We start from the raw sequence: 26,003 nt of genomic DNA, 5'->3' as shown, positions 1-26,003 counted from the left end.
TTTTATAAGACCGAGGGGAGCATTACGGCAAATGTCAAATCAAAAATTGTTTAACGTTGCAGTAGTTGGCGCAACAGGCGCAGTAGGGGAACAAATACTAAACTTGCTCGATAAGAGAAACTTCCCTATTAAGGAACTGAAGCTTCTGTCTTCAGCGAGGTCTGCTGGTACGAAAATCACATTCAAAGGCCAGGAAGTGACGGTGGAGGAAGCGAAGCCGGAAAGCTTTAAGGGCATTGATATAGCATTATTCAGCGCTGGTGGAGACGTTACGAAGGCGCTCGCGCCGCATGCAGTTGAATATGGAACGGTATGTATTGACAATACGAACGCTTACCGTATGGACCCAAATACGCCGCTTGTTGTGCCTGAAGTGAATATTGACAAGGTAAGCGAGCATAAAGGTATTATTGCGAATCCGAACTGTTCGACAATTCAGATGGTAGCTGCGCTTAAGCCGCTTCAAGACAAATACGGCATTAACCGCATTATCGTATCGACTTATCAAGCAGTATCTGGAGCAGGTGCGAAAGCCATTGAGGAAATGCTGCGCCAGACGCGTGCATCCCTTGACGGCGAAGCGGTCAATCCGGCTATTTTGCCAGTAGGCTCGCTGCCTGTGAAGCATCAAATCGCCTTTAATGCGATTCCGCAAATCGACAAGTTCCAAGAAAACGGCTACACGCTTGAAGAGATGAAGATGGTCAATGAAACGAAGAAAATTTTGGATGACCAGACCATTGAGGTTACTGCTACTTGCGTACGTATTCCAGTCGTTTACGGCCATTCGGAATCGGTTTTTGTTGAGCTGAAAAATAACTACGATTTGGAAGATGTCAAGCAGCTGTTGTCTGACGCCCCGGGTGTCGTGCTGGTTGATGATCCGGCGAATCAGCTTTACCCGCTCGCAACGGAAGCAGCCGGCAAGCCGGAAGTATTTGTCGGACGTTTGAGACGCGATCTTGGCCATGAAAATGGGCTTAACCTATGGATCGTATCGGATAACCTGCTTAAAGGGGCCGCATGGAATGCGGTTCAAATCGCCGAGCACATCGCACAGGCTTAACGAATAAACGGTGTAAGGACTTGATAGCTGGCGGCATCTTGCCTTTCGGTGATGGGGGAAGAGGCTTATGCGAACTCTCGTTATGAAGTTTGGAGGAACCTCGGTATCATCCGATTTTGCCAGAAATCATTGTTTGGAGCATATTAAGCGTGAACGCGAAAATGGTTTTCAGCTCGTCGTTGTCGTTTCGGCTATGGGTCGCCTAGGCGACCCTTATGCTACGGATACGCTGCTTGATTTAGTACGAAGCAATGGTGACTCGCTTCCGCTGCGTGAGCGGGATATGCTGCTGGGCTGTGGTGAGATGATTTCTGCCGCGGTCTTATGCAGCTTGCTTTGTTCAAAGGGCATTCCCACTACTATTTTAAGCGGCTATCAGGCAGGCATTATAACGGACGGGCATTTCGGCCAAGCGAGAATTGCCGACTTGCGTCCGGAACAGCTTCTAACGAATCTTGGTGAAAATAAAGTCGTTATCGTTACCGGTTTTCAAGGCGGTACCGAAAGTGGGGAGCTGACTACGCTCGGCCGCGGCGGGAGCGATACGTCGGCGACTGCACTTGGCGCTTCGCTGCGTGCAGAGCGAGTAGATATTTATACCGATGTTAACGGAATTTTGACAGCTGATCCGCGAATTGTGAATGATGCAAAACCGCTTCTTGTCGTCAGCTATGCAGAAATTTGCAATATGGCTCGTCAAGGGGCTAAGGTCATTCACCCGCGTGCTGTTGAAATTGCCCAGCAAGCCAGAATACCGATTCGTGTGCGCTCGACCTTTTCGCTCGATGAAGGAACGTTAGTAACGGATAGCCCGCTCCATGCTACCGGAATGGTAAGTGACCGTCATGTAACAGGCATTGCGCATGTAGCGGGCATTACTCAAATTTCGGTGCAGACGGTAGAAGGCAAGGCGGACGTCCAGCTGCAAGTTTTTCAAACGATGGCCCGTCATCATATTAGCGTAGATTTTATAAATGTGACGCCAAGCGGAGTCGTCTACACCGTATTTGACTACGATGCAGCTAAGGCTGTAGCCGTACTGACGGACTGCGGTTATGCACCGACCGCGATTAGCGGCTGTGCAAAGGTATCTGTCATTGGCGGCGGCATGAACGGTGTTCCAGGCATTATGGCCCGTATTGTAGAAGCCCTTACACTGCAGGGAATTGCTATAATGCAGGCGGCGGACTCCAATACGACCATTTGGGTACTGGTTAAAGATGCGGATATGGCATCTGCGCTGCGTGCGCTTCATGCCAAGTTCGAGCTTCATTTGTAGCAGGAAACACAGGCAATAGACCTGTTTTGCGAAGCAAAGCTTTGGGCCTGAGCTTGCGAAGAAGCTTTTGCTTTGCGAAACTTGAATGTAGATAGCTTACGAAGTAAGTTTTGCTCCGCAAAACTTTAAGATTATGCTTACGAAGTAAGTTTTGCTCCGCAAAACTTTAAGATTATGCTTACGAAGTAAGTTTTGCTCCGCAAAACTTTAAGGAGGAGTCAAAATGGAATATGGAAGGTTAGTTACGGCGATGGTCACCCCATTCGATGCCGCTGGCGAAATTGATTGGGATGCGACTGGGCGATTAATCGATTACTTAATTGAAGAGCAGCTTAGCGAGAGTCTTGTTGTATCCGGTACGACGGGGGAATCTCCTACACTTACGGATGCGGAGAAAGAAGCGCTATTTCGTTTTTCGGTAGAGCGCGCTGCTGGACGGGCTAAAATTATCGCAGGCACAGGCAGCAATGATACGGCACATTCCATCCATTTGACAAAGGTGTCAGAGGCATGTGGAGTTGACGGCGTGCTGCTTGTTGCTCCTTATTACAACAAGCCGAGCCAGGAAGGCCTTTATCAGCATTTTAAAGCGATTGCAGATTCGACGAAGCTTCCGGTTGTATTGTACAACGTTCCGGGCCGTACAGTCGTGAATATTTCGGTTGAAACGACGCTGCGCCTAGCGGCGATTAGCAACATTGTAGCTACAAAAGATTGTGCGTCATCGGAACAGATTATTCAGCTTGTAGCAGGCGCTCCAGAGGGCTTTAAGGTTTACAGTGGCGACGATGCCGCAACGCTCCCGACTTTAGCAGTAGGCGGTTATGGCATTATCAGTGTAGCTAGCCATGTTATCGGCAAAAAAATGAAGCAGCTTATCGATGCTTATGTGAGTGGAGACGTTGCTTTGGCGGCCAAGCTAAACGCTGAATGCTTCCCGGTATTCAAGGGCTTGTTCGAATGTCCGAATCCGGTACCGAACCCGGTTGCTCTGAAGCATGTAATGGGACTGAGCGGCTTCCCGGTTGGCGGAGTTAGACTTCCATTGGTAGGCGTTACCGAATCGGAAGCTGAATTTTTGCAAAACCTCGTCGATTCATCAACCGCATTTTAATTCAAGCTCTTCATAAATCATTAAGCTGGTGCCTAGGCACCAGCTTTTTTTATTCACTTTATTTTTCCAACATGAACTTTCATGTTATTCCTATTACATTTGTACTCCCTATTTTTCATATACAGCCGGTGATGCGGGCAATAAGCGGTTTTAAAAGCAATGGGTGAAGAGGAAGAAGCGGAGGGAAAGGTTTGGGAGTGAGAAGCGCGAGCGTTCGCTTTTTCCTTGTGATTTCTACCGCTAAAGCTTTTACAGATTGGAGAAATCACAGGGGAATGGCGATCGACCCCCAAACCTTTCCCGCAGCGCCCCAACCTCACCCCATTCTTTTCCCGCACCCAGCCCCTCAGCCTTGTATTCGATCTTTTTCATCATGTATAATAAGTTCAAGTGATCGGGTGCGGAAATGATTTGCAAATTAAGCTAAGAATGGAGCAGCTTCCTTCTTGTTTAACAGGAAAAAAACATGACCTCATCAGGTTGGAAAAAGGAGGGATAGTCATTGTCCAAAAAAAATGTGCAGGATAAACTGTTGATTTTTGCATTAGGCGGTATTGGTGAAATTGGTAAAAACATGTACGTCATTCAATATGACAATGATATTGTAATTGTAGATGCGGGGCTTAAGTTTCCGGAAGAGGATATGCTCGGCATAGATATAGTTATTCCGGACATTTCGTATTTGAAGGAAAATCGCGAGAAGGTGCGCGGTATTGTCATAACGCATGGACATGAGGATCATATCGGCGGGCTTTCCTATATGCTTCGCAGTCTTAACGTTCCGGTATATGCCACGAAGCTTACGCTGGGACTGATTGAAGGCAAGCTGAAGGAAGCAGGGCTGCTGGGCGAAACGAAGCGAATACTGATTAATGCGGATTCGGAGATAGAGCTGGGCAGCATCCATGTATCCTTTTTTAAAACGAACCACAGCATTCCTGACTCCGTAGGCGTGTGCTTGGAGACGCCAGAAGGTGTCGTCGTGCACACAGGCGACTTCAAGTTTGACCATACACCAGTCAATGAGCAATATGCTGACATTAAGCGGATGGCGGAAATCGGGCAAAAGGGCGTGCTTGCTCTGCTGTCTGACAGCACGAATGCGGAGCGTCCAGGCTATACGCCTTCAGAGAAAAATGTAGGGGAAGAGCTCAAAGATATATTCCGCAAATCGCCGCAGCGTGTCGTAGTTGCAACGTTTGCTTCCAACGTTCACCGTATCCAGCAGGTCATCAACGCAGCTATTGCTACGGATCGTTATATTGCTGTAGTAGGACGCAGCATGGTCAATGTGGTCGGAATCGCTGGAGAGTTAGGTTATTTGAACATTCCAGACGGCATGATTGTTGAACCGGAAGCCGTGAATAAGCTGGCCGCGGATCGCGTCGTTATTTTATGTACCGGCAGTCAAGGAGAGCCCATGTCAGCTTTGACACGCATGGCGCGCTCGACGCATCGTAAAGTCGATATTTTGCCGGGAGATACGGTCATTATTGCAGCGACGCCCATTCCAGGTAATGAGCGGTATGTAGGGCGGACAGTGGACGAGTTGTTCCGTCTTGGAGCGAACGTCATCTATGGTCCAGGCTCGGTATCTGGAGTCCACGTTTCTGGTCACGGCAGCCAGGAAGAGCTGAAGCTGATGCTTAATCTGATTAAGCCCAAATATTTTATTCCCATTCATGGTGAATATCGGATGCTGCGGCAGCATGCTTTGCTGGCCGAGGCGGTTGGCATTGAGAAATCCAATATTTTCGTTATGGAAAATGGCGACACAGTAGAGGTGCAGGGGGGCAAGGCGCGCAGAGGCTCGAAGGTTCCAGCAGGCAATGTGCTGATTGATGGTCTTGGCGTTGGCGATGTCGGCAATATTGTGCTGCGGGATCGCAAGCTGTTGTCTCAGGATGGCATTCTCGTCGTTGTAGTGACGCTGCGGAAGCAGGAGGGCACCATTGTGTCTGGACCTGATATTATTTCGCGCGGATTCGTTTATGTACGTGAATCGGAAGGTCTGCTCGATGAAGCGAACAAAATTGTGTCTGCTACGCTGCTGAAGCTGATGAACGATAAAGTGAACGAATGGGCTTCGCTAAAAACGAATGTCAAGGATGCACTGGGACGTTTCCTCTATGAGAAAACGCGTCGTCGGCCAATGATTTTGCCGATTATTATGGAAGTGTAGTTTAAAAATAAAAAGGAGTGACGGACGCCCGGATAGCCGGAACGTTCGCCACTCCTTTTTATCGTTGAAACAGAGCAGCAGATTAGGATTTTGCTGCTATAGTAGCGCTGCTGTCGATTTTAGCCTTGCCGCCGCTGCCAATCCAGGTACGCTTCCATTCCTTTTGAATGAACGCGAGCATGAGCATGCTGAGCAGGGCGATACTGCTGAGAATGAGGAAGCCTGGCGTGTAGGAGCCCGTCGATTGATAAAGGCTGCCGAGAATAAGGGGGAGGAAATAACCGCCAACACCGCCTGCTGCGCCAACGATGCCGGTCATTATGCCAATCTCTTTACCAAAGCGCTGCGGTACGAGCTGGAATACAGCGCCATTGCCTGCGCCGAGACACATCATGCCAAGGAACAACAAGGTACTTACTACATAGAGTGGAGGCAGCAGGGAGATGGAAGCTAGCATAACACCAGCTCCAACATACAGCGACATCAGGACGCGAATACCCCCCAGCTTATCAGAGAGCCAGCCGCCTACTGGTCGAAAGAAGCTTCCGGCAATGACACAAATCGTTGTAAAATCTGCCGCCTGTATGGCGGAAAGTCCATACTGCGTATTGAAGAAAATCGTCAAATAGTTCGACATGCCAACGAAGCCGCCAAACGTTACACTGTATAAAAGACAGAATAGCCAAGCGTCCTTTTGCTTAAGAACCTGCGCATATTCGGAAAGTTTTTTAGGAGCAGGCTGATTCGGACTTTCTTTTGCAAAAATCGTGAATATTACAAATACGACTGCAATAGGGATGAGGGCAAGTCCAAATACGGCTTCCCAGCCGCCAAAATGCTGTGCCAGCCTGTTCGCAAAAAGCGTTGTCAAAACCGTACCGCTGTTTCCGGCTCCAGCAATACCCATCGCAAGTCCTTGATATTGTGGCGGATACCATCTGCTGGCGAGCGGAAGCGCTGCTGCAAAAGATGCTCCAGCTACACCGAGCAATAAAGCGACAAAGTGGAGCTCAGTTAACGAGTCAACGAATTTCCAGCCCCAAATAAGCGGAATCATAGTGACGAGCATGCCGATTTGGCCTGTTCTTTTTGGACCGATATGGTCTGTCATGAAACCAAGCACGAGCCGGAGCACCGAGCCGCCCAAAATCGGGAGCGCTACAAGCTTCGCTTTTTGTGCAGCATCCATCGGATAATCGCTGGCGATGACGACAATGAGCGGCCCCATCAAAATCCAAATCATAAAGCTGATATCGAAATACAAGAAAGAACTGAACAAGGATGGTTTATGTCCACTTTTCCAAAACGCTTTTTTATCTAACATGTCTCTATCTCCTCTATGATTGATTTTCACGTGCTCAGTCAGCATGGTTGATGGCGGTTTTCGCATTCCCGGGGTGCATGGCGCACCGCAATTCCAGCTGTCATATGAAGAAAAGGCCGCAGTCTGCCCCAAGCTAAAGCTCGGACGGATTGCGGCCTCATTGCCGAACGCCAGCACGACTCTGTGCGGACGATAGTTGCTCACCTCATTGTGAACTCAAGCTGAATTATAGAATATCGACTAATTCATGTCAACAAATATTACACAAAACTTAATTTTTCTCTATACGCTTAATTTGCGTCATATATATTGACATGAATGTCGAATTCTTTTATGCTCATCATAATCCACATAAAAGGCCGCACAATGGTGTGCCGCCGCCCACCGGCAATGAAGCCCGCTCCCTGCAGACAGGGAACGGGCTTTTATGCTTATTTTCAGCTATAAGAAGGAGGAGTCGAGCATGGCAGTTGCCCGTGTAGATCGTGTTGATATAAAAAAAGGTTTTAGCGTTGACGAAGCGGTTCGCTGTTTACTCGAACATACGCTGCCGGGAAAGGTGGAGCAAGTGCTTTTACAGAAAGCTGCTCAGCGAGTGCTTGCCGAGGATTTTTACTCCCCTTTTCCAATGCCGCCTTTTCGTCGAGCAGCGATGGATGGATATGCGCTCCATGCTGCTTTTACGCAGACGGCTTCACCTGGCAACCCGATTCGGCTTATTGTAACTGGCGAGGTGCAGGCGGGGGCGGGAGAAATAGCTTGGCATACGAGCTTTGGCAGCCGTCCTCTCATTAATGAACAGCTGACGGCAGTACGTATCTTTACTGGAGCCCCTGTACCCGGTGGTTTTGATGCTGTAATTAGGCAGGAGGAGATTCAGTCGCAACCGAGCCTGCATGGACAGCAATCGGATGCCTTAGCGCTGGGCATGTCGCAAATTCAAATCAATCAGCCCGTGCAGCTGGGAAAAAATATTGCCGAAGCAGGCGAAGATATAGCTGAAAACAGCCTCGTCATTAAAAAAGGCACCATACTTGGTTCGAAGGAAATCGCCATTCTCGCCTCTTTTGGACAGGAACACGCTTCTGTAGTCGTCGCTCGGCCGATAGTTGCAATCCTTCCTATTGGAGATGAGCTGCTGCTTCCAGGCCAGCCCTTGCAGCCTAATCGGATCTATGATGCCAATGGCTTCGCCGTGGAAGCCTTTCTACAGGAGCAGGGAGCATCGGTTATTCGTTCCTTGCCCATTAAGGATGATGCCGAATTAATTGCTAAGGCGATTAAGCTAGCTGCGGAGCAGGCGGATTTGGTTATTACAACTGGAGGCATTTCGGTAGGTGATTACGATTGCGTTGCTCATGCGGCAGACTGCCTTGGTTTTGAGCCTTTGTTCACGAAAGTGATGATGCGTCCTGGGCCGCATTCATCAGCATTTATAAATCAAGGCAAGCTGCTGATCAGCTTGTCTGGCAATCCTGGAGCATGTTACACAGGGCTTGTGCTGTTGGTGAAACCAATCGTAAAACATGGGATGGGGCTTGATGGAAGTGAGGCGGGGTGGAAGCAAGCCATATTAATGGACGATGTGGATAAGCCTTCGCCGTATCCCCGTTATATTCGCGCATTTGTGTGGATGGAGGAGGGGGAATGGCGGGTTAGGCCGCTGCCGAACGATAAATCGGGAAATATTGCTGCTTTTGCCGGGGCAAATGCATTGGCAGCGATTCCTAGTGAAGGCCTTCAGGCAGGAAGGCAGGCCGCATTTCTTAGTTTGACTTAACGAGCGTTTGCCATGTTGGCGATTTTACAATAATTCGGCCGTAAAGTGACGTTTTGCATGAGCAGGGGCATAAATAAACGCGACATTCCCATACTATGACGAGCCGTAGGTTCAGCCAAAACGGTATTAGCCTTGTTCAAGAGGGGGAATTCGCCGATGTGGCCGTATTCAATGAGTTTAACAGGAGAACAACCTGAGCCGTATGACGAAGAGAAGAAAAAGGCGGCTGGGGCGCTTGACGCTTTGCAGCAGTTGGGCCAGGTAAACATTCCGCAGGTCGAATCCAATATTTTTTGCATGACGATTATTGGACAGATTGAAGGGCATATGGTGCTGCCGCCGCAAAATAAAACGACAAAATATGAGCATTTGATTCCACAGCTGGTCGCAGCCGAGCAAAATCAAAAAATCGAAGGTGTGCTGATCGTTCTCAACACAGTTGGCGGTGATGTGGAAGCGGGGCTCGCTATTGCTGAAATGATTTCTTCTTTGTCAAAGCCGACAGTTACGCTCGTACTTGGTGGCGGACATTCGATCGGCGTTCCGATAGCAGTAGCGGGCAACCTATCCTTCATTGCTGCGACAGCAACGATGACCATACATCCGATTCGCTTGAATGGCACCGTGATTGGCGTTCCCCAAACGTTCGAGTATTTGGATAAAATGCAGGAGCGCGTCGTTCGCTTCGTTACGATGCACTCCAAAGTGTCGGAAGCGACTTTCAAGGAATTGATGTTTAAAACAGGAGAGCTGACACGCGATATCGGAACAACAGTCATTGGCGGAGACGCGGTTCGCCATGGCTTGATTGATGCGGTAGGCGGTCTTGGCGATGCGCTTCGGGAGCTTAAGCGGCTAGTAGAGGAACGCAGGCAGACGGGAATGCCGGGGGTGTTTAACTAATGTCTGTTCTATATACGATTGTTCCGCTGGAAGAAGTGCTGGCGGGCCGGCAAGCGGAGGAGAAAATTAATCAGGGCCGCGAAGTTTGGGTGGATGGCGTATATATGCAGGTAGAGCCAATTGCGCCAGGGATGGGCAAAGTCATTCGACTCATTCATTGCGGGCTGGATGATTATTTAAATCCGCAGCTTTCGCCAGGAGCTGTTGTCAAATATTGATAAAGGATTTTGCCGTTTAAGGGACTATCGAACGAATAGGAACATTTGTCCACCTATGGTATAATGTTTTACCGGGGGTGACGAACGTTGGCTAAGAAAAGAAGGGGCAAGAAATCGCTCGCAGCAAATTTGAAATATGAGGTTTACGGTATTTTACTCATTACGGTATCGATTATTGCTTTATCGGGAGAGGCGACGGTAGGACGTTCATTGTCCAAACTGTTCGGCCTCTTTCTGGGTAAATTTTACTTTGTGATTGCACTGATTGGCATATATGTGGGGCTGGTCGTGATGGTCAAACGGATGTGGCCGAAAGGCTGGTCCAATCGGAAAACAGGCATGCTTGTGCTGGTGCTTGCCTTTACGCTGTGGAGCTCCATTGCGGAAATCGACCGCAAGCTTGGGGATACGACACTGCTGTCTGGCAAAGTGATTTTGAATCAGTTGGACAGCGACTTAAGGGGAGAGCTGCTTACTTCCAATCCGCAGGATTTGCGCCCGCTTAAGGACAAGGCTATTAGCGGTGGTTATGTTGGAGCGCTGCAATATTCCGTACTTTTCACCTTATTTGGGAAAATTGGAGCTCAGTTGCTCATGCTTGTCATGATCGCAATTTCCATTATGCTCATAACGGGGAAGTCGTATGTGGAGTTGTTCAAGACGCTGCGTACCCGCTTTGTCCGTATGCTCAAGCTGCTCGCAGCCAAATGGTCGGATTATTCCGCCGAGCGGGCTGCAGCACAATCAACTAGAAATGCAAGCGTGGTAACGTCAGCAAGCACCGTGCTTACTTCGGACAATACGATTGACGATGATGAAGAGGATTTTGCACCACGTCCAGTCAAAAATAAAAAGTCATTGTTTTTCTCCTGGCGACAATCCGATAAGTCGAAGGCTGCCGCCAGCCATGACGAATGGGAGCTGGAGGATGATCCGCTTCACGGTGAGTCTGGTCGTGGCGAAGAGGGCGCGGCAGTACCGCATTGGGCGGAAGATTGGGATCAGGACTGGGACAATGAGCAGGATGAATTTGCTGCCCAAACAGCGCCCAGCACAGTTGCTTCATCAACAGCTGCTGCAGTTCCGCTGCCAGAGACAAGCGCTAGCTTATGGCCTAGTGAGCAGGAGAATTTGGCTGCTAAAGATGCCCAGCCGTACGCTCACCCCGGCATAACCGATGAACAGGAATGGTCAGAGCCATGGAGACCGCAAGAAACGCAGGAACAGCAAGAGCTGGTACATATAGAAGGAAATGAAGCAGAAGATTCGGAGTATGACGCAGATGAGCAAGCGAATGGTGCATTTGGGGAGCAAGCTGTTCAACAAGGTGACGATGAATATGATGAGCCTTTAATGGATAGCGAGAGAGTGGCAGAAGATCATTTGGAAGCTGCTGCTGTTCCTGGCTCAAACGCTGGCAGCCATGAAGCGAACCAACAAGCAGCCGAAAGCAAGCCGGCGCTAGCCGCATCAAACGTACCGCTAGTCAAGCCATACGTTTTACCGCCGTTTACTTTGCTGTCCAAGCCTAGCCATATGGTTAGAGGCGGCATTGGCTCCAGTTCCATGGAGGCGAAGCTTAAGCTGGAGCGCACACTTGAAAGCTTTGGCGTGAAGGCGAAGGTGCTTGATCCCGTTATCGGTCCAGCCGTTACCCGTTTTGAGGTTGAGCCGGCATCGGGCGTGAAGGTTAGTAAAATTGTCAGCTTGACTGATGATATTGCACTTGCGCTTGCAGCTAAGGATATTCGGATGGAAGCGCCTATTCCAGGCAGATCGGCCATCGGCATTGAAGTGCCGAATATGGAAATATCGATTGTTACGATGCGCGAAGTAATGGAAACAAAGGAATTTTATGATTCTCCTTCCAAGCTGTCGATTGCCTTCGGCCGTGATATTGCGGGCAAGCCAATCGTGGGCAATTTGGCGAAAATGCCCCATTTGCTTGTAGCGGGAGCGACGGGCTCCGGTAAATCAGTCTGTATAAACGGAATTATTACTAGTATTTTGTACAAAGCAACGCCGGATGAAGTGAAGTTTCTCATGGTCGATCCAAAAATGGTGGAGCTAAACGTATACAACGGTATCCCGCATTTGCTGGCTCCTGTTGTAACCGATCCGCGTCGTGCATCGCTTGCGCTTAAGAAAATCGTAGTCGAGATGGAAAAACGCTATGAGCTGTTTTCCAAATCGGGAACGCGAAATATTGAAGGCTATAACACTTTAATGGCAGACAATCCGAAAGCGGTTCTGCCTTACATCGTCGTCATCGTCGATGAGCTTGCCGATTTGATGATCGTAGCGGCTAATGATGTCGAGGATGCCATTGCCAGACTCGCGCAAATGGCCCGTGCGGCAGGCATTCATCTTATTATTGCAACGCAGCGTCCGTCTGTTGACGTCATTACCGGTGTCATTAAAGCGAATATTCCATCGCGGATTGCTTTTGGCGTTTCCTCACAGGTCGATTCGCGAACGATACTCGACATGGTCGGAGCGGAAAAGCTGCTCGGCCGCGGCGATATGCTTTACTTGCCGATGGGTACCTCCAAGCCGACGCGGGTACAGGGCGCATTCCTTTCCGATCAGGAAGTAGAGGCGCTTGTCGGTTATGCCAGAGGACAGGCAGAAGCGGAGTACAAAGAAGATCTTGTACCGGAAATTGAGGAGGAGACGGCTAGCTCTGACGAGGTCATGGACGAGCTGTATGATCAGGCCGTTCAGATCGTCGTCGAAGCAAAGCAGGCGTCGGTATCCTTGCTTCAACGCCGCATGCGTATTGGCTACACAAGGGCTGCAAGGCTTATTGACGAGATGGAAGCCCGTCATATCGTGGGGCCATACGAAGGCAGCAAGCCGCGTGAGGTGCTGCTTACAATAGATCAGCTCGAAGCGGGACGAATCAGTTCTTAAAATGCCAGCAGCGAAAAATTTTGCATAGAAGCTGCACTGATTTCTCATACTAGACTTAGGCAACGCTGCTAATTAGCGTACTATCTTGTAAGAGAAAGGCAGATCCTTCTATGAAAAAGCGACTAATGGTCATAACAGCAGTACTCGTTTTCGTCTTGTTTGGCTCCTACTCTCTCCGGCATATGCATCAAGTCAAGACTTCGGAGACGTTCAGTAATGCTACGCTCAAGGTTGGTTCCTCGGGCAATGATGTGTACGAGCTGCAAGGCAGGCTGAAGCATCTTGGATATTTCAGCGGCAAAGTGGATGGACAGTTTGGAGCAAGCACGAAAAATGCCGTTACCTGGTTCCAATGGAAATTTGGAATGAAGGCCGATGGTGTAGTTGGGGCATCGACAAAGCTGAAGCTTTGGGAAGCGACTAAAGCCTGGAAGCCGACAGCAGCAGATTCTTCATCTGGACAAGCTGGCTCGGGTAATACAGCTGCCCCTAGCAATGGCGGCGGAGGTGGAAGCTCGCTTTCCAAGGGCAATAAGCTGGGCCTCAGCGCCAATGATTTGAAGCTGATGGCCAACGCCGTTTACGGCGAATCCCGAGGCGAGCCCTACGAAGGGCAAATAGCCGTTGCAGCCGTCATTTTAAATCGACTGCAATCGACGAGCTTTCCGAATTCGATTTCGGGCGTTATTTTTCAGCCGGGTGCCTTTACCGCGGTAGCGGATGGCCAAATTTGGCTGACGCCAAATGAAACAGCCAGCCGTGCGGTGATGGATGCCATCAATGGCCAGGATCCATCAAATGGCTGCTTGTATTATTTTAATCCGGAAACGGCAACCTCGAAGTGGATATGGACCAGGCCTCAAGTGAAAACGATAGGCAAGCATATTTTTTGCATGTAGAGCCTGTAAAGAAGCAACCGTTCTGCCTTAACGCAGCTCTGGTTGCTTCTTCCTTTTCGCATCGGTTAGAATGGTATAGGAAGCTCGAAATTGGAATACATTTACTTGAAGCATAGAACGTTATGCTTTTTGTAGGCATAAGAATTTAGTTTGGAAGGAGCTAGCGAAGGTGACACTTTTCGAAAGAGGACAATTTGGTCGAATACGGCTGCATGTGCTGCCAACTAAGCGTTTCAAGACGTTCGCGATTTCCTTGTTTGCCGGGCGCGTGCTTGCAGAAGATACGGTTACAGAGACAGCTCTTATTCCTTTTGTGCTGCGCAGAGGGACGGCGGCGACGCCTGAGACGAAAGCATTTCGCGAGCGACTCGACGATTTGTACGGTGCCGGCTTCGGCTTTGATGTATATAAGCGTGGCGATTCTCAAATCGTTCAATTCCGCATGGATGTGATTAATGATCAATTCGTATCTTCGGGCACGCCGCTGCTTGCTGCGTCATTAGGGCTGCTTGGCGAGGTGCTGACTGAGCCGCTGCTGGAAAATGGCGCATTCAGCCGCAAATACGTCGATGCGGAGAAAGTGACGCTCACGAAGCGGCTGGAGTCCATCGTCAATGATAAAATTCGCTATGCCGCTGAGCGCTGCGTTGAAGAAATGTGCGCGAATGAGCCTTATAGGCTGCATCCGCTTGGCAAGCTGGCTGTAATTGACGAGATAACCCCGGAATCTCTCTACAAGCAATATAAGAAGTGGCTTGATGAAGCGGCGCTCGATTTGTACGTAGTAGGCGATACTACGCTTGAGGAAGTGACAGCTTATGTACGTGATGCATTCAAGCTGACAGACGGAGCAGCGGCAAATTATCCAAAGGCAGACGTTACTCACCAGGTGCGCGAGGTTCATATGGTTGTTGAACGGATGGATGTGACCCAAGGGAAGCTTAATTTGGGCCTGCGTACGGGCGTCGCTTATGGCGATGATGATTATGCAGCAGCACTTATGTATAATGGTGTGCTGGGCGGATATCCGCACTCCAAGCTATTTTTAAATGTGCGTGAGAAGGAAAGCTTGGCTTATTATGCCGCTTCCCGTCTTGATGGACATAAAGGCATATGCACGGTGCAGTCAGGCATCGAAATCGAGAACTATGAGAAAGCGGTCAAAATTATTCGCGAGCAGCTTGAGAGCATGCGTCAAGGCGAGCTGTCCGAGCTTGAAATGAGCCAGACGAAAGCGATGATAGCGAATCATTTGCGCGAGCTGCAGGATTCCGCTTATGAAATGATTGCTTACGATTTTAATGCGGTGCTGTCCGGCAAGGAAAGAAGTGCCGAGAAGCTGCTTGAGCAGGTGCAGGCCGTTACTGCTGCTGATATTGTCAGAGTCGCACAAAATGTGCAGCTCGATACGATTTATTATTTGCGTGATCGGAAGGAGGCGTAACCATCGTGCAACCATTGGAGTATAAGGGCGTACAGGAGACGCTTTATCGTGAAGTGCTGGATAATGGGCTTGAAGTCATAGTGCTGCCTAAAGAGGGCTTTCATAAAACCTACGCAACATTTTCGACGAAATATGGCTCCGTAGATAATTGGTTTGCAGTCGGCGATGGGGAAGCGGTCAAAGTTCCCGACGGTATTGCCCATTTTTTGGAGCATAAAATGTTCGAGGAGCCAACTGGCGATATTTTCGCTACGTTTGCTTCCCAAGGCGCTTCAGCGAACGCTTTTACGAGCTTCGACCGTACTGTCTATTTGTTTTCAGCGACGGAGCAAATTCCTGCCAACTTAGAGACGCTCATTAATTTCGTGCAAAATCCTTATTTCACCGATACGAATGTGGACAAGGAAAAAGGCATTATCGAACAGGAAATCAATATGTACAAGGATAATGCCGATTGGCGCGTTTATTTTGGGCTTATTGATGCGCTGTACCACACCCATCCGGTTCATATTGATATTGCCGGCACTGTAGAGTCGATTTATCAAATTGACAAGGAAACGCTGTATCAGTGCTATGAAACCTTTTACCACCCATCCAATATGCTGCTGTTCGTCGTTGGCGGCGTAGATGCGAAGGAAGTATTTGAGCTTGTAAGGCGCAATCAAGCGGCTAAAAACTTCAAGCCGCAGGGTGAAATACGTCGTTTATTTGAGGATGAGCCGACTTCGGTCAAAACGCCGCATAAAGTAACGAAGCTTCCGGTATCGCTGCCAAAATGCATGTTTGGCTTTAAGGAGAAAAACACAGGGCTATCCAGCGAAGAGCTGCTGCGTCAGGAAGTTACTTCCAAGCTAATGCTGGACGTATTGTTCGGGCCAAGCTCCGCTTTGTATGAAGAGCTATATGAAAGCCAGCTTATTTCCGATTCCTTTGGAACCGAATATAATGCAAATCCGGGTTATGCGTTTTCGGTGCTTGGCGGAGATACGCCAAATCCAGAGCAGCTGCTAGCTCGTGTTAAGTCTGCTATTGAGCAAGCGCTTGAGAGTGGACTCGATGAAATCGCCTTTGAACGCTCAAAACGAAAAAAAATCGGCGGTTACTTGCGGATGCTGAACTCCCCTGAATCCATCGCAGGCGAATTTACACGCTACCGCTTCCGCGACAGCGATATGTTTGATGTACTGCCGTTGTATGAAAGCTGTACGCTTGAGCAGGCAAATGAGCGCCTGCGCGAGCATTTCGATTTTAATCAGCTGGCGGTATCAATAGTGGAGAAGCCTGAGGCGTGAAGACGCTGGGGGAGATGACTGTGCTTATAACAGGGGGAAGCCGTGGCATCGGCGCCGCAATTGCGCGGCGCTTCGCGGCGGAAGGCATGAATGTCGTCATCCATTATTTAAACGCCCATGAGGCGGCAAATGAAACAGCAAGGGAATGCTTGCAGCTTGGCGGAGATGCAATGACCATTACCGCTGATTTGCGCTCCAAGGAGCAGCTGCTGCGCATGCGAGACAAGCTTGAGGCACATAACCGAATGCCTGATATACTCGTTAACAATGGCGGTGTTGCGCATTATGGCATGCTCATGGACGTATCGGAGGAAGAATGGGACGACCTGATGGCTGTCAATTTGAAGGGAATGTTTTTGTGCAGCCAGATTTTTATGCCGCCCATGATTGAAAATCGTTTCGGCCGAATTATTAATGTTTCCTCCGTTTGGGGAATATCAGGCGCCTCCTGTGAAGTGCTGTATTCCACTTCCAAGGGAGGGATGAACGCTTTCACGAAAGCTTTGGCTAAGGAATTGGCGCCGTCGGGCGTTACAGTCAATGCGGTTGCTCCTGGAGCGGTAAACACCGAAATGATGGATGGATTCAATGAGGATGAGAAAACAGCATTAGAGCAGGAAATTCCGCTGGGCCGCCTCGGCCAGCCGGATGAAGTCGCTTCGCTCGTTTATTTTCTCTCCCTGCCGGAATCTTCCTACATTACAGGTCAAGTCATAAGTCCGAATGGCGGCTGGCATACGTAAGGAAAAATGCTGTTTTTTGATGGCAAATGATCCGCATAATCTGCCTCGTATCGAAGCAAAATAATGACTGTTGATGATTCTTCACAAAACAAGGAGGCGAAGAAAAATGTCAACCGTTCTTACAAACTTCGATACGTGGAAGCAGTTTTTGGCTGACAAGGTGCAGCATGCGAAGCAAATCGGAATGAATGATGAGGCCATCACCAGCCTGGCCTTCGAAATCGGTTCTTTTCTCGATGAAAAGGTCGATCCGAAAAATGAGGAGCAGCGCGTATTGAAGGAACTGTGGGATGCAGGCGACGATTCCGAGCGTAAAGTTCTAGCCTGCCTCATGATAAAGCTGGTACAAAAGGCGTAATCCGCTACATGTTATTCGCAGAAAAGCCTCCCGCACGGAGGCTTTTCTGCGAATATGAATCATAACCGCAAGCACCGGCCGCTATCTTTTCAATAGTTTTGATGTGAGGTTGCAGGATTGTGGCGAAAATTGTAGAATAAGATTTTGACGGACAACAGGAAATGTACGGTCAACAATGTGCTGGGATGGTGATTAGGCTGGAATCAAAACAATGGTATATGGAATATAAGATACATAAGAACAGGCCAGGCTTGCTCGGCGACATAGCTTCTTTGCTTGGTATGTTGGAAGTTAATATAATGACGATTAACGGTGTAGAAGACCGGACGCGCGGCATGCTGCTGCAAACCGATGATGAAGAAAAAATCGTGCTGCTCGGCAAAATGCTGAAAAAAGTTGATAATATTACAGTGAACAAGCTGCGGACGCCAACTATTGTAGATATTTTAGCTGTGCGCCATGGAAGATATATCGAACGGGATTCTGACGATCGCAAAACATTCCGTTTTACCCGCGATGAACTGGGTATTCTCGTTGACTTTCTTGGCGAAGTGTTTAAACGTGAAGGCAATCAGGTAATAGGTTTACGTGGCATGCCGCGCGTAGGGAAAACAGAATCCATCATCGCTGGCAGCGTATGCTCAAATAAACGGTGGGCGTTCGTTTCTTCAACGCTTCTCCGCCAAACGGTAAGAAGCCAGCTGTCGGAAGAAGAAATGAACGAAAATAATATTTTTATTATTGACGGCATTGTGAGCACGATTCGTTCCAATGAGCGCCATCATGCCTTGCTGCAGGAAATTATGGCTATGCCTTCGACGAAGGTCATTGAGCATCCCGATATTTTTATTAAAGAGTCCCAATACGATCACAGCCATTTTGATATTATTATAGAGCTGCGCAATACGCCGGATGAGGAAATTACGTACGAATCGTTTACTGCAAATTACTCGGATGATTTTTAAGTTGAAAGGAGGAAGCAGGCATGTCTAATCTTGGAGCGCTGCTCCGCAAGGCGCGTGAAGAACGCGGGCTGACGCTTGACGATATTCAGGAAACGACGAAAATTCGCAAACGCTACCTCGAAGCTATCGAGAGCGGCGATCACAGCGTGCTGCCGGGAAGCTTCTACTTGCGGGCCTTTGTGAAAAATTATTGCGAAGCTGTAGGGCTTGATACCGAAGAGGTGCTGCGCCTGCACGAGAAGGAAGTACCGAATACGATTACAGAAACATTAACGGAGCCTGTTACCACAAGGCCGCCCAGACGCGTACAGTCTGTCGGCTCTGACCGTATTGGCAAGCTCGGCTTTAATGTGATGATGTGGTCATTTTTGATTTTGATTGTGGCGGTCGTATGGATTTTTGTCATTAATCAAAAAGACAAACCTTCTGATATGGTTGATCAAGGTACGAAAATTACCGATGAATCTGCACCACCTACGCCAACGCCGGAAGCTGGAGCGTCAACGGGTGCTGTTGCGCCTACGGTTACACCATCTCCTACACCGACGATTCAGGAGGATGTGACGGTTACTTTTTCATCGAAAATCGGCAAGGTCGACCATTATGATGTAGGTCCAGGAACAGCCGTGCACAAGCTGGAAATCAAGGTTGCTGGCGGGAAAAGCTGGATGGAAGTTCGTGAAGGCGGCTCAAAAGGCAGCGCGCTGCTATCGGAAAATGCAAATGACGGCTCGACATTGAACTTTGAATTGACTCAGCCGTTATATATCAATGTGGGCCGTGCCGATCTGGTCACGATTTCAGTTGATGGCGTGCTTGTTCCCGATGGGGACCGTGCAGGCTCAAAAAAAATCCAGTTGAATCCGGCGGCATCGGCGAATGCAGGCAGCCCGGAAGCGACCGGTTCGGCTACGCCATAACACGGATAATAGCTATTTTATAGGGGAGTGGAGTTACATGTCTTCAGAAAGTTCATTTGATATTGTGTCCAAGGTGGACATGCAGGAGCTAAACAATGCGATTCAGCAGGCGGAGCGTGAAATCGAGACGCGCTTTGATTTTAAAGGCAGCAAAAGCAGCATTAAGCTGGAAAATGAAGAGCTGGTTCTCGTCTCTGATGATGAGTACAGATTGAACAGTGTAATTGATATTTTGCAATCGAAAATGATTAAACGCGGCGTGCCGATCAAAAATATGGATTACGGCAAAATTCAGTCGGCTTCGGCGAATACTGTTCGTCAGCATGTAAAGCTTAAGCAGGGCATTGATCAGGAGCATTCCAAAAAAATTAATATTTTGATTCGCGATTCGAAGCTTAAGGTGAAAAGCCTGATTCAAGGCGATCAAATTCGCGTAAGCGGCAAAAGCCGTGACGACTTGCAAGCTGTTATGAATTTGCTGCGCGGTGCTAACTTGCCGATTGAGCTGCAATTTACAAATTATCGTTAACCGCATGTGGCGGTATTGAAGTCCTCTTTTTTCGCTTTTTGCGGGAGAAGGGGGCTTTGTTAAACCTGTTTTTCTTCATTTTGACACCAGATTAAACAATGTATTATACTTGATAAGATAGTTTCGCGGAAGGGATCTGGGGAGACGCAGATGACAGAACAGGTGATTGCAATGATAGGCAATGGCAGGACGGATTTTGTTTTATTCGGGGAGGATGAGGTATGAATCTCGCCAATAAAATCACGCTGGTTAGAATTATTTTAGTGCCGATTATTATGGTTTTCCTACTCGTTAATATGAATGTGGGCTCAGTTGTATTTGATGACTATTCCATTACATATAACCAGATTATTGCGGCGATTATTTTTATTGTGGCAGCGAGTACGGATGGTTTGGACGGGTATATCGCCCGTAAGAACAAAATCGTAACCAACTTAGGCAAGCTTCTCGATCCTCTCGCTGACAAGCTGCTTGTGGCTGCGGTTCTGATTTCCCTTGTGGAGATGGATAAGCTGGCTGGCTGGATTGCCATCCTGATTATTAGCCGTGAATTCGCCGTTACGGGACTTCGTCAAATTGCGCTGCTTGAGGGCAGTGTTATGGCGGCCAGCAACTGGGGCAAATGGAAAACAGCTATACAAATTACGATGATTATCTCGCTTTTGCTTAACAATTTCCCATTTGCTTTCATCTCATTTCCATTTGATTTGATTGCAAGCTGGGTCGCAGTTGCGATTACGCTTTATTCCGGAATTGATTATTTTGTGAAAAATAAACATCTAATACCGGTTGAATAACGATGAAACGCGCTTTGCCGTTTTTTGAAAAGCATCTTTCCTGTTTCGGGAAGGATGCTTTTGCTTAAAATATAAGAAATTTATAAGTTACACCCCTATAATGGGCTTATATTTCATCGCGAAATGGCGCTGCCATTACCTAAAGGAGGATGAATAGCATGAAAGCAGAAATTATTGCAGTAGGTACAGAATTGCTGCTCGGACAGATTGTAAATACAAATGCACAGTATTTGTCCCAAGAGCTGGCCGCGCTAGGCATTGATGTTTATTTTCAAACCGTAGTCGGGGATAACCCCGAGCGTATTCGCAAAGCAATTGTGACAGCGAGAGAACGCGCTGACCTGCTCGTGTTTACAGGCGGTTTGGGGCCCACGCTTGATGATTTGACGAAGGATGTGCTGGCTGCTTATTTGAGCCGTGGTTTGTCCTTGCACAAGCCTTCCATGGATAAAATCGAAGAGCTGTTCAGCTCAAGAGGCGTACATATGGTTGAAAGCAATCGCAGACAGGCATTGTCTATCGATGGAAGCGTACCGCTGCACAATGCGGCGGGCCTTGCGGTAGGCAACGCTCTGACGGAGGATGGCACGCATTATATGCTGCTGCCGGGACCTCCACGGGAAATGAAGCCGATGATCGACGGGCCGGGCAAGGAATGGCTGCGGACGCTGCTCGGGCATGAGCAGCCGCTTTATTCGCGGTTGCTGAAGTTTGCAGGCATTGGGGAATCCAATTTGGAGGCTAAACTGCTCGATCTAATCGAGGCTCAGGTTGACCCGACAATTGCTCCTTATGCGAAGGAAGGCGAGGTAGCTATTCGCGTTTCGACGAAGGCGGCCACACAGGCAGAGGCTGATGGCAAGATTGATGCGACAGTGGAGCAGATTATTGAACGCATTGGAGAGCATCTATACGCCCAAGAGGACATTCCGCTGGAGGAGGCGGTCATAAGACTGCTTCGCGCTAGCAGACGCAAGCTAGCTAGTGCTGAGAGCTGCAGCGGCGGTCTGCTAGCAGAGTTGATTACGAGCGTACCTGGAAGCAGTGGGGAATACACGGGCGGTGTTGTAACGTATACGAATGAAATGAAGCATGCGCTGCTAGGCATACCTCTTGCGCAGCTAGAGGGCGAAGGGGCTCCTGGCGCCATAAGCGAATCGACAGCTGCGCTAATGGCTGAGCGGGTGCAGCAGCTCGCAGACAGCGATTTCGGCGTGTCTATAACAGGTGTTGCTGGCCCTGCGGAGAGTGAAGGCAAGCCGGTAGGGCTTGTTTATATAGCTATTGCCGAGCGTGGCAAGGAGACGATGGTTTATCCATTGCAATTAAGCGGCAGCCGGACGATTATTCGCGTTCGCGCTGTAAAAACATTGCTGTACCGTTTGTGGCTTGCAATTCAAAACTAACTATATAAGAGTTCTTCGACCAAAATTTGGCGAAAGGTGTTGCTTTTTGCCGGAAACGGGCGTATACTGAACTCAACTTACGGAAGAACCGTGGCGAAGATAACTTTGCTGCGGTTTTTTTTGTTTAGTTACAGATATTTAAAAGTTGCATGCCTTCCGTCGGCTTCACAAAAAAAACGAATGTATGTTCGAAAAAGTGCTTGGCAAAGGGTCGGAAAAAGGTTATCATTATATTATAAATAACGAAGGATGTGAGTTGATTGGCTGATCGTCGTGCTGCGTTAGATATGGCTATGCGTCAAATTGAGAAACAATTCGGCAAGGGCTCTATCATGAAACTAGGGGAATCAACACATATGCAAGTGGAGGTCGTGCCGAGCGGCTCGCTTGCTTTAGATATCGCACTTGGAATCGGGGGTTTCCCGAGAGGACGTATTATTGAAGTATATGGACCGGAATCATCTGGTAAAACGACCGTTGCGCTTCATGCGATTGCAGAAGTTCAACGTGCAGGCGGACAAGCTGCCTTTATCGATGCGGAGCATGCACTTGATCCGTTATATGCAAGCAAGCTGGGCGTTAATATCGATGAATTGCTGCTTTCCCAGCCAGATACAGGGGAGCAAGGGCTGGAAATTGCAGAAGCGCTCGTTCGTAGTGGCGCGGTTGACATTGTTGTTATCGACTCTGTTGCAGCACTGGTACCTAAGGCTGAGATCGAAGGCGACATGGGTGACTCGCACGTTGGTTTGCAGGCACGCCTAATGTCACAGGCACTTCGCAAGCTATCCGGAGCCATCAGCAAATCGAAGACGATTACGATCTTTATTAACCAACTGCGTGAGAAAGTCGGCGTTATGTTCGGTAACCCTGAGACGACACCAGGTGGACGCGCTTTGAAATTTTATTCCAGCGTACGTCTTGATGTCCGCCGGATTGAGACACTGAAGCAAGGCAATGATATGATTGGTAACCGTACACGTATTAAAGTTGTCAAAAACAAAGTGGCTCCGCCGTTCAAGCAAGCCGAGGTTGACATTATGTACGGTGAGGGCATTTCCAAAGAGGGTACGCTCGTTGATTTGGGCGTTGAACTCGATATTGTACAAAAAAGCGGTGCATGGTTCTCTTACAATGGCGAGCGCCTCGGTCAAGGCCGGGAAAATGCTAAGCAGTTTTTGAAAGACCATGAAGATATTGCAGACGTCATTGATAAGCAAATTCGTGATGCCAGCAACTTGGTAGCGACTGCTACTCAAGCGACAGGTCTTGGTCAAGAAGAAGAGGATGAAGACGATTTTGATGAGTCTGAATTGGACTAATACGCTCAATTAGTAGCGAAATGGATAAAGAATGATGATGACGCCGTTCCTTTCTAGGGACGGCGAACTTGTTTTATTTAGCATTTATAACTAGTTGCAAAACGTAACATGGAGGGCCTATGATTGAAATCAGAGCGGTTGAGAAAGACAGCAAGCATCGAAGCCGCTATCTTATATTCGCAGAAGGCGAAGAGCCGATTTTATCGGTTCATGAGGATCTGTTGATCCGCCATACACTGTTTAAAGGACAACTTCTTACAGAGGCGCAAATAGAGGAAATTGGCAGCGAGGACGAGCGTTATCGCGCTTATGCGATGGCGGTTTATTATTTGGGTTTTAAGCCGCGGACAAGCAAGCAAATAGAGCAGTATCTGAAACGGAAAATAATTGCTGAGGATCATATTAATTACACCATTGAGCGTTTAGAAAAGGAACATATTGTGGATGATGAACAGTATGCGATGCAATTTGCTGCTCAGCGAATGAAAAGCAGCCAGAAGGGCAGGCGTTACATTCAGCAGGAATTGCTGCAGCGGGGTGTGTCGAAAACAGCTGCGCTTGCCGCTACTTCGGCAATTGACAGTGAAATGGAGCTTGAAACAGCTATTGCTACAGCTTCCAAAAAATGGCGAACTATAAAAGGCGAGCCGTTTGAGCGCAGACGCAAGCTGGCAGCTTTTTTAATACGAAGGGGCTTTCCTGTAGACATTATTAAAGCCGCAGTAAAATCAGCGGAAGAGAATGCATAATCAATAAAGCAAAAAGATCACGTTGGGCTTTTGCTTGACAATTGATTTTACCAAAAGATAAAATGAATTTGTATTCCTTCCACATCAAATCTATTTTCCTTCCAAAAATTGATTTGAGAAGATTATTTTCGGCAAGTTGTTAGAAGATGAAAACGGTATGGAAACCGACTAAAATCAAATATCATTCCAAGCGTTTGCTTTTGTGAATGCAACGAGGAGGTGAACAAGAGGATGAATCCTATTTGGACGATCTTGATCAGTCTCGTTGTTGGCGTTATTTTCTTTGGAGTTGGTTATTTTATTCGAAAGTCGATTGCCGAAGCCAAAATTTCCAGTGCTGAGCAGGCTGCTATCCAAATCGTAGAAAATGCGAAAAAAGAAGCAGAAGCGCAGAAAAAGGAAACGGTGCTGGAAGCGAAAGATGAAGTCCACAAACTTCGTACCGAAGCTGAAAAAGACATTCGTGAACGTCGTAATGAGGTTCAGCGACAGGACAGACGTTTACTCCAGAAAGAGGAGTCGTTGGATAAAAAATTAGAAGCGCTGGAACGCAAAGAAGAATTAGTTGCCAACAAAGAGAAACGGATCGATGAAACCCAAGAACAGATTGATACCATCTATAAGCAGCAGCTTAGCGAGCTGGAGCGAATTTCCGGCTTGACGATGGAAGGTGCGAAATCGATTATTTTGTCTAATGTTGAACAGGAAGTACGACATGAGACAGCGCAGATGATCAAGGAAATCGAGCAGCAGGCTAAAGAAGAAGCAGATAAAAAAGCACGTGATATTATATCGCTCGCTATCCAACGTTGTGCGGCTGATCACGTAGCAGAAACGACTGTATCAGTCGTCTCCTTACCGAATGAGGAAATGAAAGGCCGCATTATCGGACGCGAAGGTCGTAATATCCGCGCTCTGGAAACATTGACCGGTATCGATCTCATTATCGACGATACACCGGAAGCGGTCATCCTGTCCGGCTTCGATCCTATCCGGCGTGAAATTGCCCGAACTTCACTTGAGAAGCTTGTCGCTGACGGACGTATCCATCCTGCTCGTATTGAAGAGATGGTTGAGAAATCACGCAAGGAAGTGGACGAGCGTATCCGTGAATACGGGGAGCAAGCTACTTTTGAGGTGGGTGTGCATGGCTTGCATCCTGACTTGATTAAGATTTTGGGAAGACTCAAGTATCGGACAAGCTACGGTCAAAACGTGCTCAAGCACTCCATGGAGGTTGCTTACTTGACTGGACTTATGGCTGCCGAGCTGGGCGAGGATATTACTCTCGCGAAGCGTGCAGGCTTGCTGCATGACATCGGTAAAGCACTTGACCATGAGGTTGAAGGCTCGCACGTTGAGATTGGCGTTGAATTAGCCAAGAAGTACAAAGAACATCCTGTTGTTATTAACAGTATCGCTTCCCACCATGGTGATTGTGAAGCCACTTCGGTTATCGCAATGCTGGTTGGTGCAGCTGACGCCTTGTCGGCAGCACGTCCAGGCGCACGCCGTGAGACGCTCGAAACGTACATCAAGCGTCTGGAGAAGCTGGAGAATATTTCGGAGTCATTCGATGGTGTTGAGAAATCGTATGCCATCCAGGCCGGCCGTGAAGTACGCGTTATGGTACAGCCTGAGAAGATTGACGATACAGAAGCATTCCGACTCGCTCGCGACATTACGAAGAAGATTGAAAGTGAGCTTGATTATCCAGGCCACATCAAAGTCACCGTTATTCGTGAGACACGGGCTGTGGAATACGCGAAGTAAACAGCATAGCAACGCGGAAAAGTGGCT

At 48.4% G+C, this 26,003-nt stretch carries 22 protein-coding genes; 21 read left to right on the top strand and 1 reads right to left on the bottom strand.

From position 1 onward, the window contains the following. The first annotated feature begins 31 nt into the window (after positions 1-31). The 4 genes from ASF12_RS19325 (at position 32) to ASF12_RS19310 (ending at position 5,641) form a co-directional block, all read left to right on the top strand. Entirely contained in the window at positions 32-1,066 is a 1,035-nt protein-coding gene (locus tag ASF12_RS19325; RefSeq protein ID WP_046230766.1) for an aspartate-semialdehyde dehydrogenase, read from the top strand. A 67-nt stretch (positions 1,067-1,133) separates the two neighbouring features. Continuing rightward, a complete protein-coding gene (gene dapG / locus ASF12_RS19320) occupies positions 1,134-2,345 on the top strand; it encodes an aspartate kinase (protein WP_056038124.1) in 1,212 nt (403 codons plus the stop codon). A 223-nt stretch (positions 2,346-2,568) separates the two neighbouring features. Then, positions 2,569-3,459 (top strand): 4-hydroxy-tetrahydrodipicolinate synthase, encoded by an 891-nt coding sequence (gene dapA, locus ASF12_RS19315; RefSeq protein WP_056038120.1) that lies wholly within the window; start codon positions 2,569-2,571, stop codon positions 3,457-3,459. Positions 3,460-3,961: 502 nt separating this feature from the next. After that, the gene (locus tag ASF12_RS19310; protein ID WP_056038118.1) at positions 3,962-5,641 is read left to right on the top strand and encodes a ribonuclease J; all 1,680 of its coding nucleotides are present in this window, start codon (positions 3,962-3,964) and stop codon (positions 5,639-5,641) included. Positions 5,642-5,723: 82 nt separating this feature from the next. On the opposite strand, the gene ASF12_RS19305 is transcribed toward ASF12_RS19310, so the two are convergent. After that, positions 5,724-6,965, bottom strand: coding sequence for a nitrate/nitrite transporter (locus ASF12_RS19305; protein ID WP_056038115.1), 1,242 nt, complete (start codon positions 6,963-6,965; stop codon positions 5,724-5,726). 463 nt (positions 6,966-7,428) lie between these two features. Here ASF12_RS19305 and ASF12_RS19300 point away from each other — a divergent pair, with 463 nt between their 5' ends. The 17 genes from ASF12_RS19300 (at position 7,429) to rny (ending at position 25,976) form a co-directional block, all read left to right on the top strand. Further along, on the top strand, positions 7,429-8,745 hold the full coding sequence (locus ASF12_RS19300; RefSeq protein ID WP_056038112.1) for a molybdopterin molybdotransferase MoeA: 1,317 nt from the start codon (positions 7,429-7,431) through the stop codon (positions 8,743-8,745). 156 nt (positions 8,746-8,901) lie between these two features. Then, entirely contained in the window at positions 8,902-9,648 is a 747-nt protein-coding gene (locus tag ASF12_RS19295; protein WP_056038109.1) for a ClpP family protease, read from the top strand. Next, the gene (locus tag ASF12_RS19290; protein ID WP_056038105.1) at positions 9,648-9,866 is read left to right on the top strand and encodes a YlzJ-like family protein; all 219 of its coding nucleotides are present in this window, start codon (positions 9,648-9,650) and stop codon (positions 9,864-9,866) included. Before ASF12_RS19295 ends, ASF12_RS19290 begins: the two co-directional genes overlap by 1 nt. Before the next feature lie 87 nt (positions 9,867-9,953). Continuing rightward, complete coding sequence (locus ASF12_RS19285) at positions 9,954-12,779, top strand: DNA translocase FtsK (protein WP_056038103.1); 2,826 nt, start codon at positions 9,954-9,956, stop codon at positions 12,777-12,779. Positions 12,780-12,889: 110 nt separating this feature from the next. Then, positions 12,890-13,678: a spore cortex-lytic enzyme gene (sleB, locus tag ASF12_RS19280; RefSeq protein WP_056038100.1), complete on the top strand. Its 789-nt coding sequence runs from the start codon at positions 12,890-12,892 to the stop codon at positions 13,676-13,678. A gap of 169 nt (positions 13,679-13,847) precedes the next feature. Beyond that, entirely contained in the window at positions 13,848-15,122 is a 1,275-nt protein-coding gene (gene yfmF, locus ASF12_RS19275; RefSeq protein WP_056038097.1) for an EF-P 5-aminopentanol modification-associated protein YfmF, read from the top strand. A 5-nt stretch (positions 15,123-15,127) separates the two neighbouring features. Continuing rightward, the gene (gene yfmH / locus ASF12_RS19270; RefSeq protein ID WP_056038094.1) at positions 15,128-16,414 is read left to right on the top strand and encodes an EF-P 5-aminopentanol modification-associated protein YfmH; all 1,287 of its coding nucleotides are present in this window, start codon (positions 15,128-15,130) and stop codon (positions 16,412-16,414) included. A 14-nt stretch (positions 16,415-16,428) separates the two neighbouring features. After that, entirely contained in the window at positions 16,429-17,157 is a 729-nt protein-coding gene (gene ymfI / locus ASF12_RS19265; RefSeq protein ID WP_056039063.1) for an elongation factor P 5-aminopentanone reductase, read from the top strand. A 106-nt stretch (positions 17,158-17,263) separates the two neighbouring features. Next, a complete protein-coding gene (locus ASF12_RS19260; protein ID WP_056038091.1) occupies positions 17,264-17,515 on the top strand; it encodes a DUF3243 domain-containing protein in 252 nt (83 codons plus the stop codon). A gap of 197 nt (positions 17,516-17,712) precedes the next feature. After that, complete coding sequence (locus tag ASF12_RS19255; RefSeq protein WP_046230848.1) at positions 17,713-18,480, top strand: DUF3388 domain-containing protein; 768 nt, start codon at positions 17,713-17,715, stop codon at positions 18,478-18,480. Between the two features lie 20 nt (positions 18,481-18,500). Then, entirely contained in the window at positions 18,501-19,400 is a 900-nt protein-coding gene (locus ASF12_RS19250) for a helix-turn-helix domain-containing protein (protein ID WP_056038088.1), read from the top strand. A gap of 37 nt (positions 19,401-19,437) precedes the next feature. Then, entirely contained in the window at positions 19,438-19,929 is a 492-nt protein-coding gene (locus tag ASF12_RS19245) for a YajQ family cyclic di-GMP-binding protein (RefSeq protein WP_046230783.1), read from the top strand. A gap of 221 nt (positions 19,930-20,150) precedes the next feature. After that, positions 20,151-20,726 (top strand): CDP-diacylglycerol--glycerol-3-phosphate 3-phosphatidyltransferase, encoded by a 576-nt coding sequence (gene pgsA, locus ASF12_RS19240; RefSeq protein ID WP_056038085.1) that lies wholly within the window; start codon positions 20,151-20,153, stop codon positions 20,724-20,726. A 158-nt stretch (positions 20,727-20,884) separates the two neighbouring features. Continuing rightward, the gene (locus tag ASF12_RS19235) at positions 20,885-22,132 is read left to right on the top strand and encodes a competence/damage-inducible protein A (protein WP_056038082.1); all 1,248 of its coding nucleotides are present in this window, start codon (positions 20,885-20,887) and stop codon (positions 22,130-22,132) included. 260 nt (positions 22,133-22,392) lie between these two features. Next, positions 22,393-23,454 (top strand): recombinase RecA, encoded by a 1,062-nt coding sequence (recA, locus tag ASF12_RS19230; protein ID WP_056038078.1) that lies wholly within the window; start codon positions 22,393-22,395, stop codon positions 23,452-23,454. A 119-nt stretch (positions 23,455-23,573) separates the two neighbouring features. Then, positions 23,574-24,203 carry a RecX family transcriptional regulator gene (locus ASF12_RS19225; RefSeq protein ID WP_056038075.1) on the top strand — a complete coding sequence of 210 codons (630 nt, stop codon included), beginning with the start codon at positions 23,574-23,576 and terminating at the stop codon, positions 24,201-24,203. Positions 24,204-24,434: 231 nt separating this feature from the next. Then, positions 24,435-25,976 (top strand): ribonuclease Y, encoded by a 1,542-nt coding sequence (rny, locus tag ASF12_RS19220; protein WP_046230788.1) that lies wholly within the window; start codon positions 24,435-24,437, stop codon positions 25,974-25,976. Positions 25,977-26,003 lie beyond the last annotated feature (27 nt).

The organism is Paenibacillus sp. Leaf72, assembly GCF_001422685.1.
GTDB lineage: Bacteria > Bacillota > Bacilli > Paenibacillales > Paenibacillaceae > Pristimantibacillus.
The sequence above is the reverse complement of the archived record's forward strand: the minus strand, read 5'-3'. Positions and strand labels throughout refer to the sequence as shown.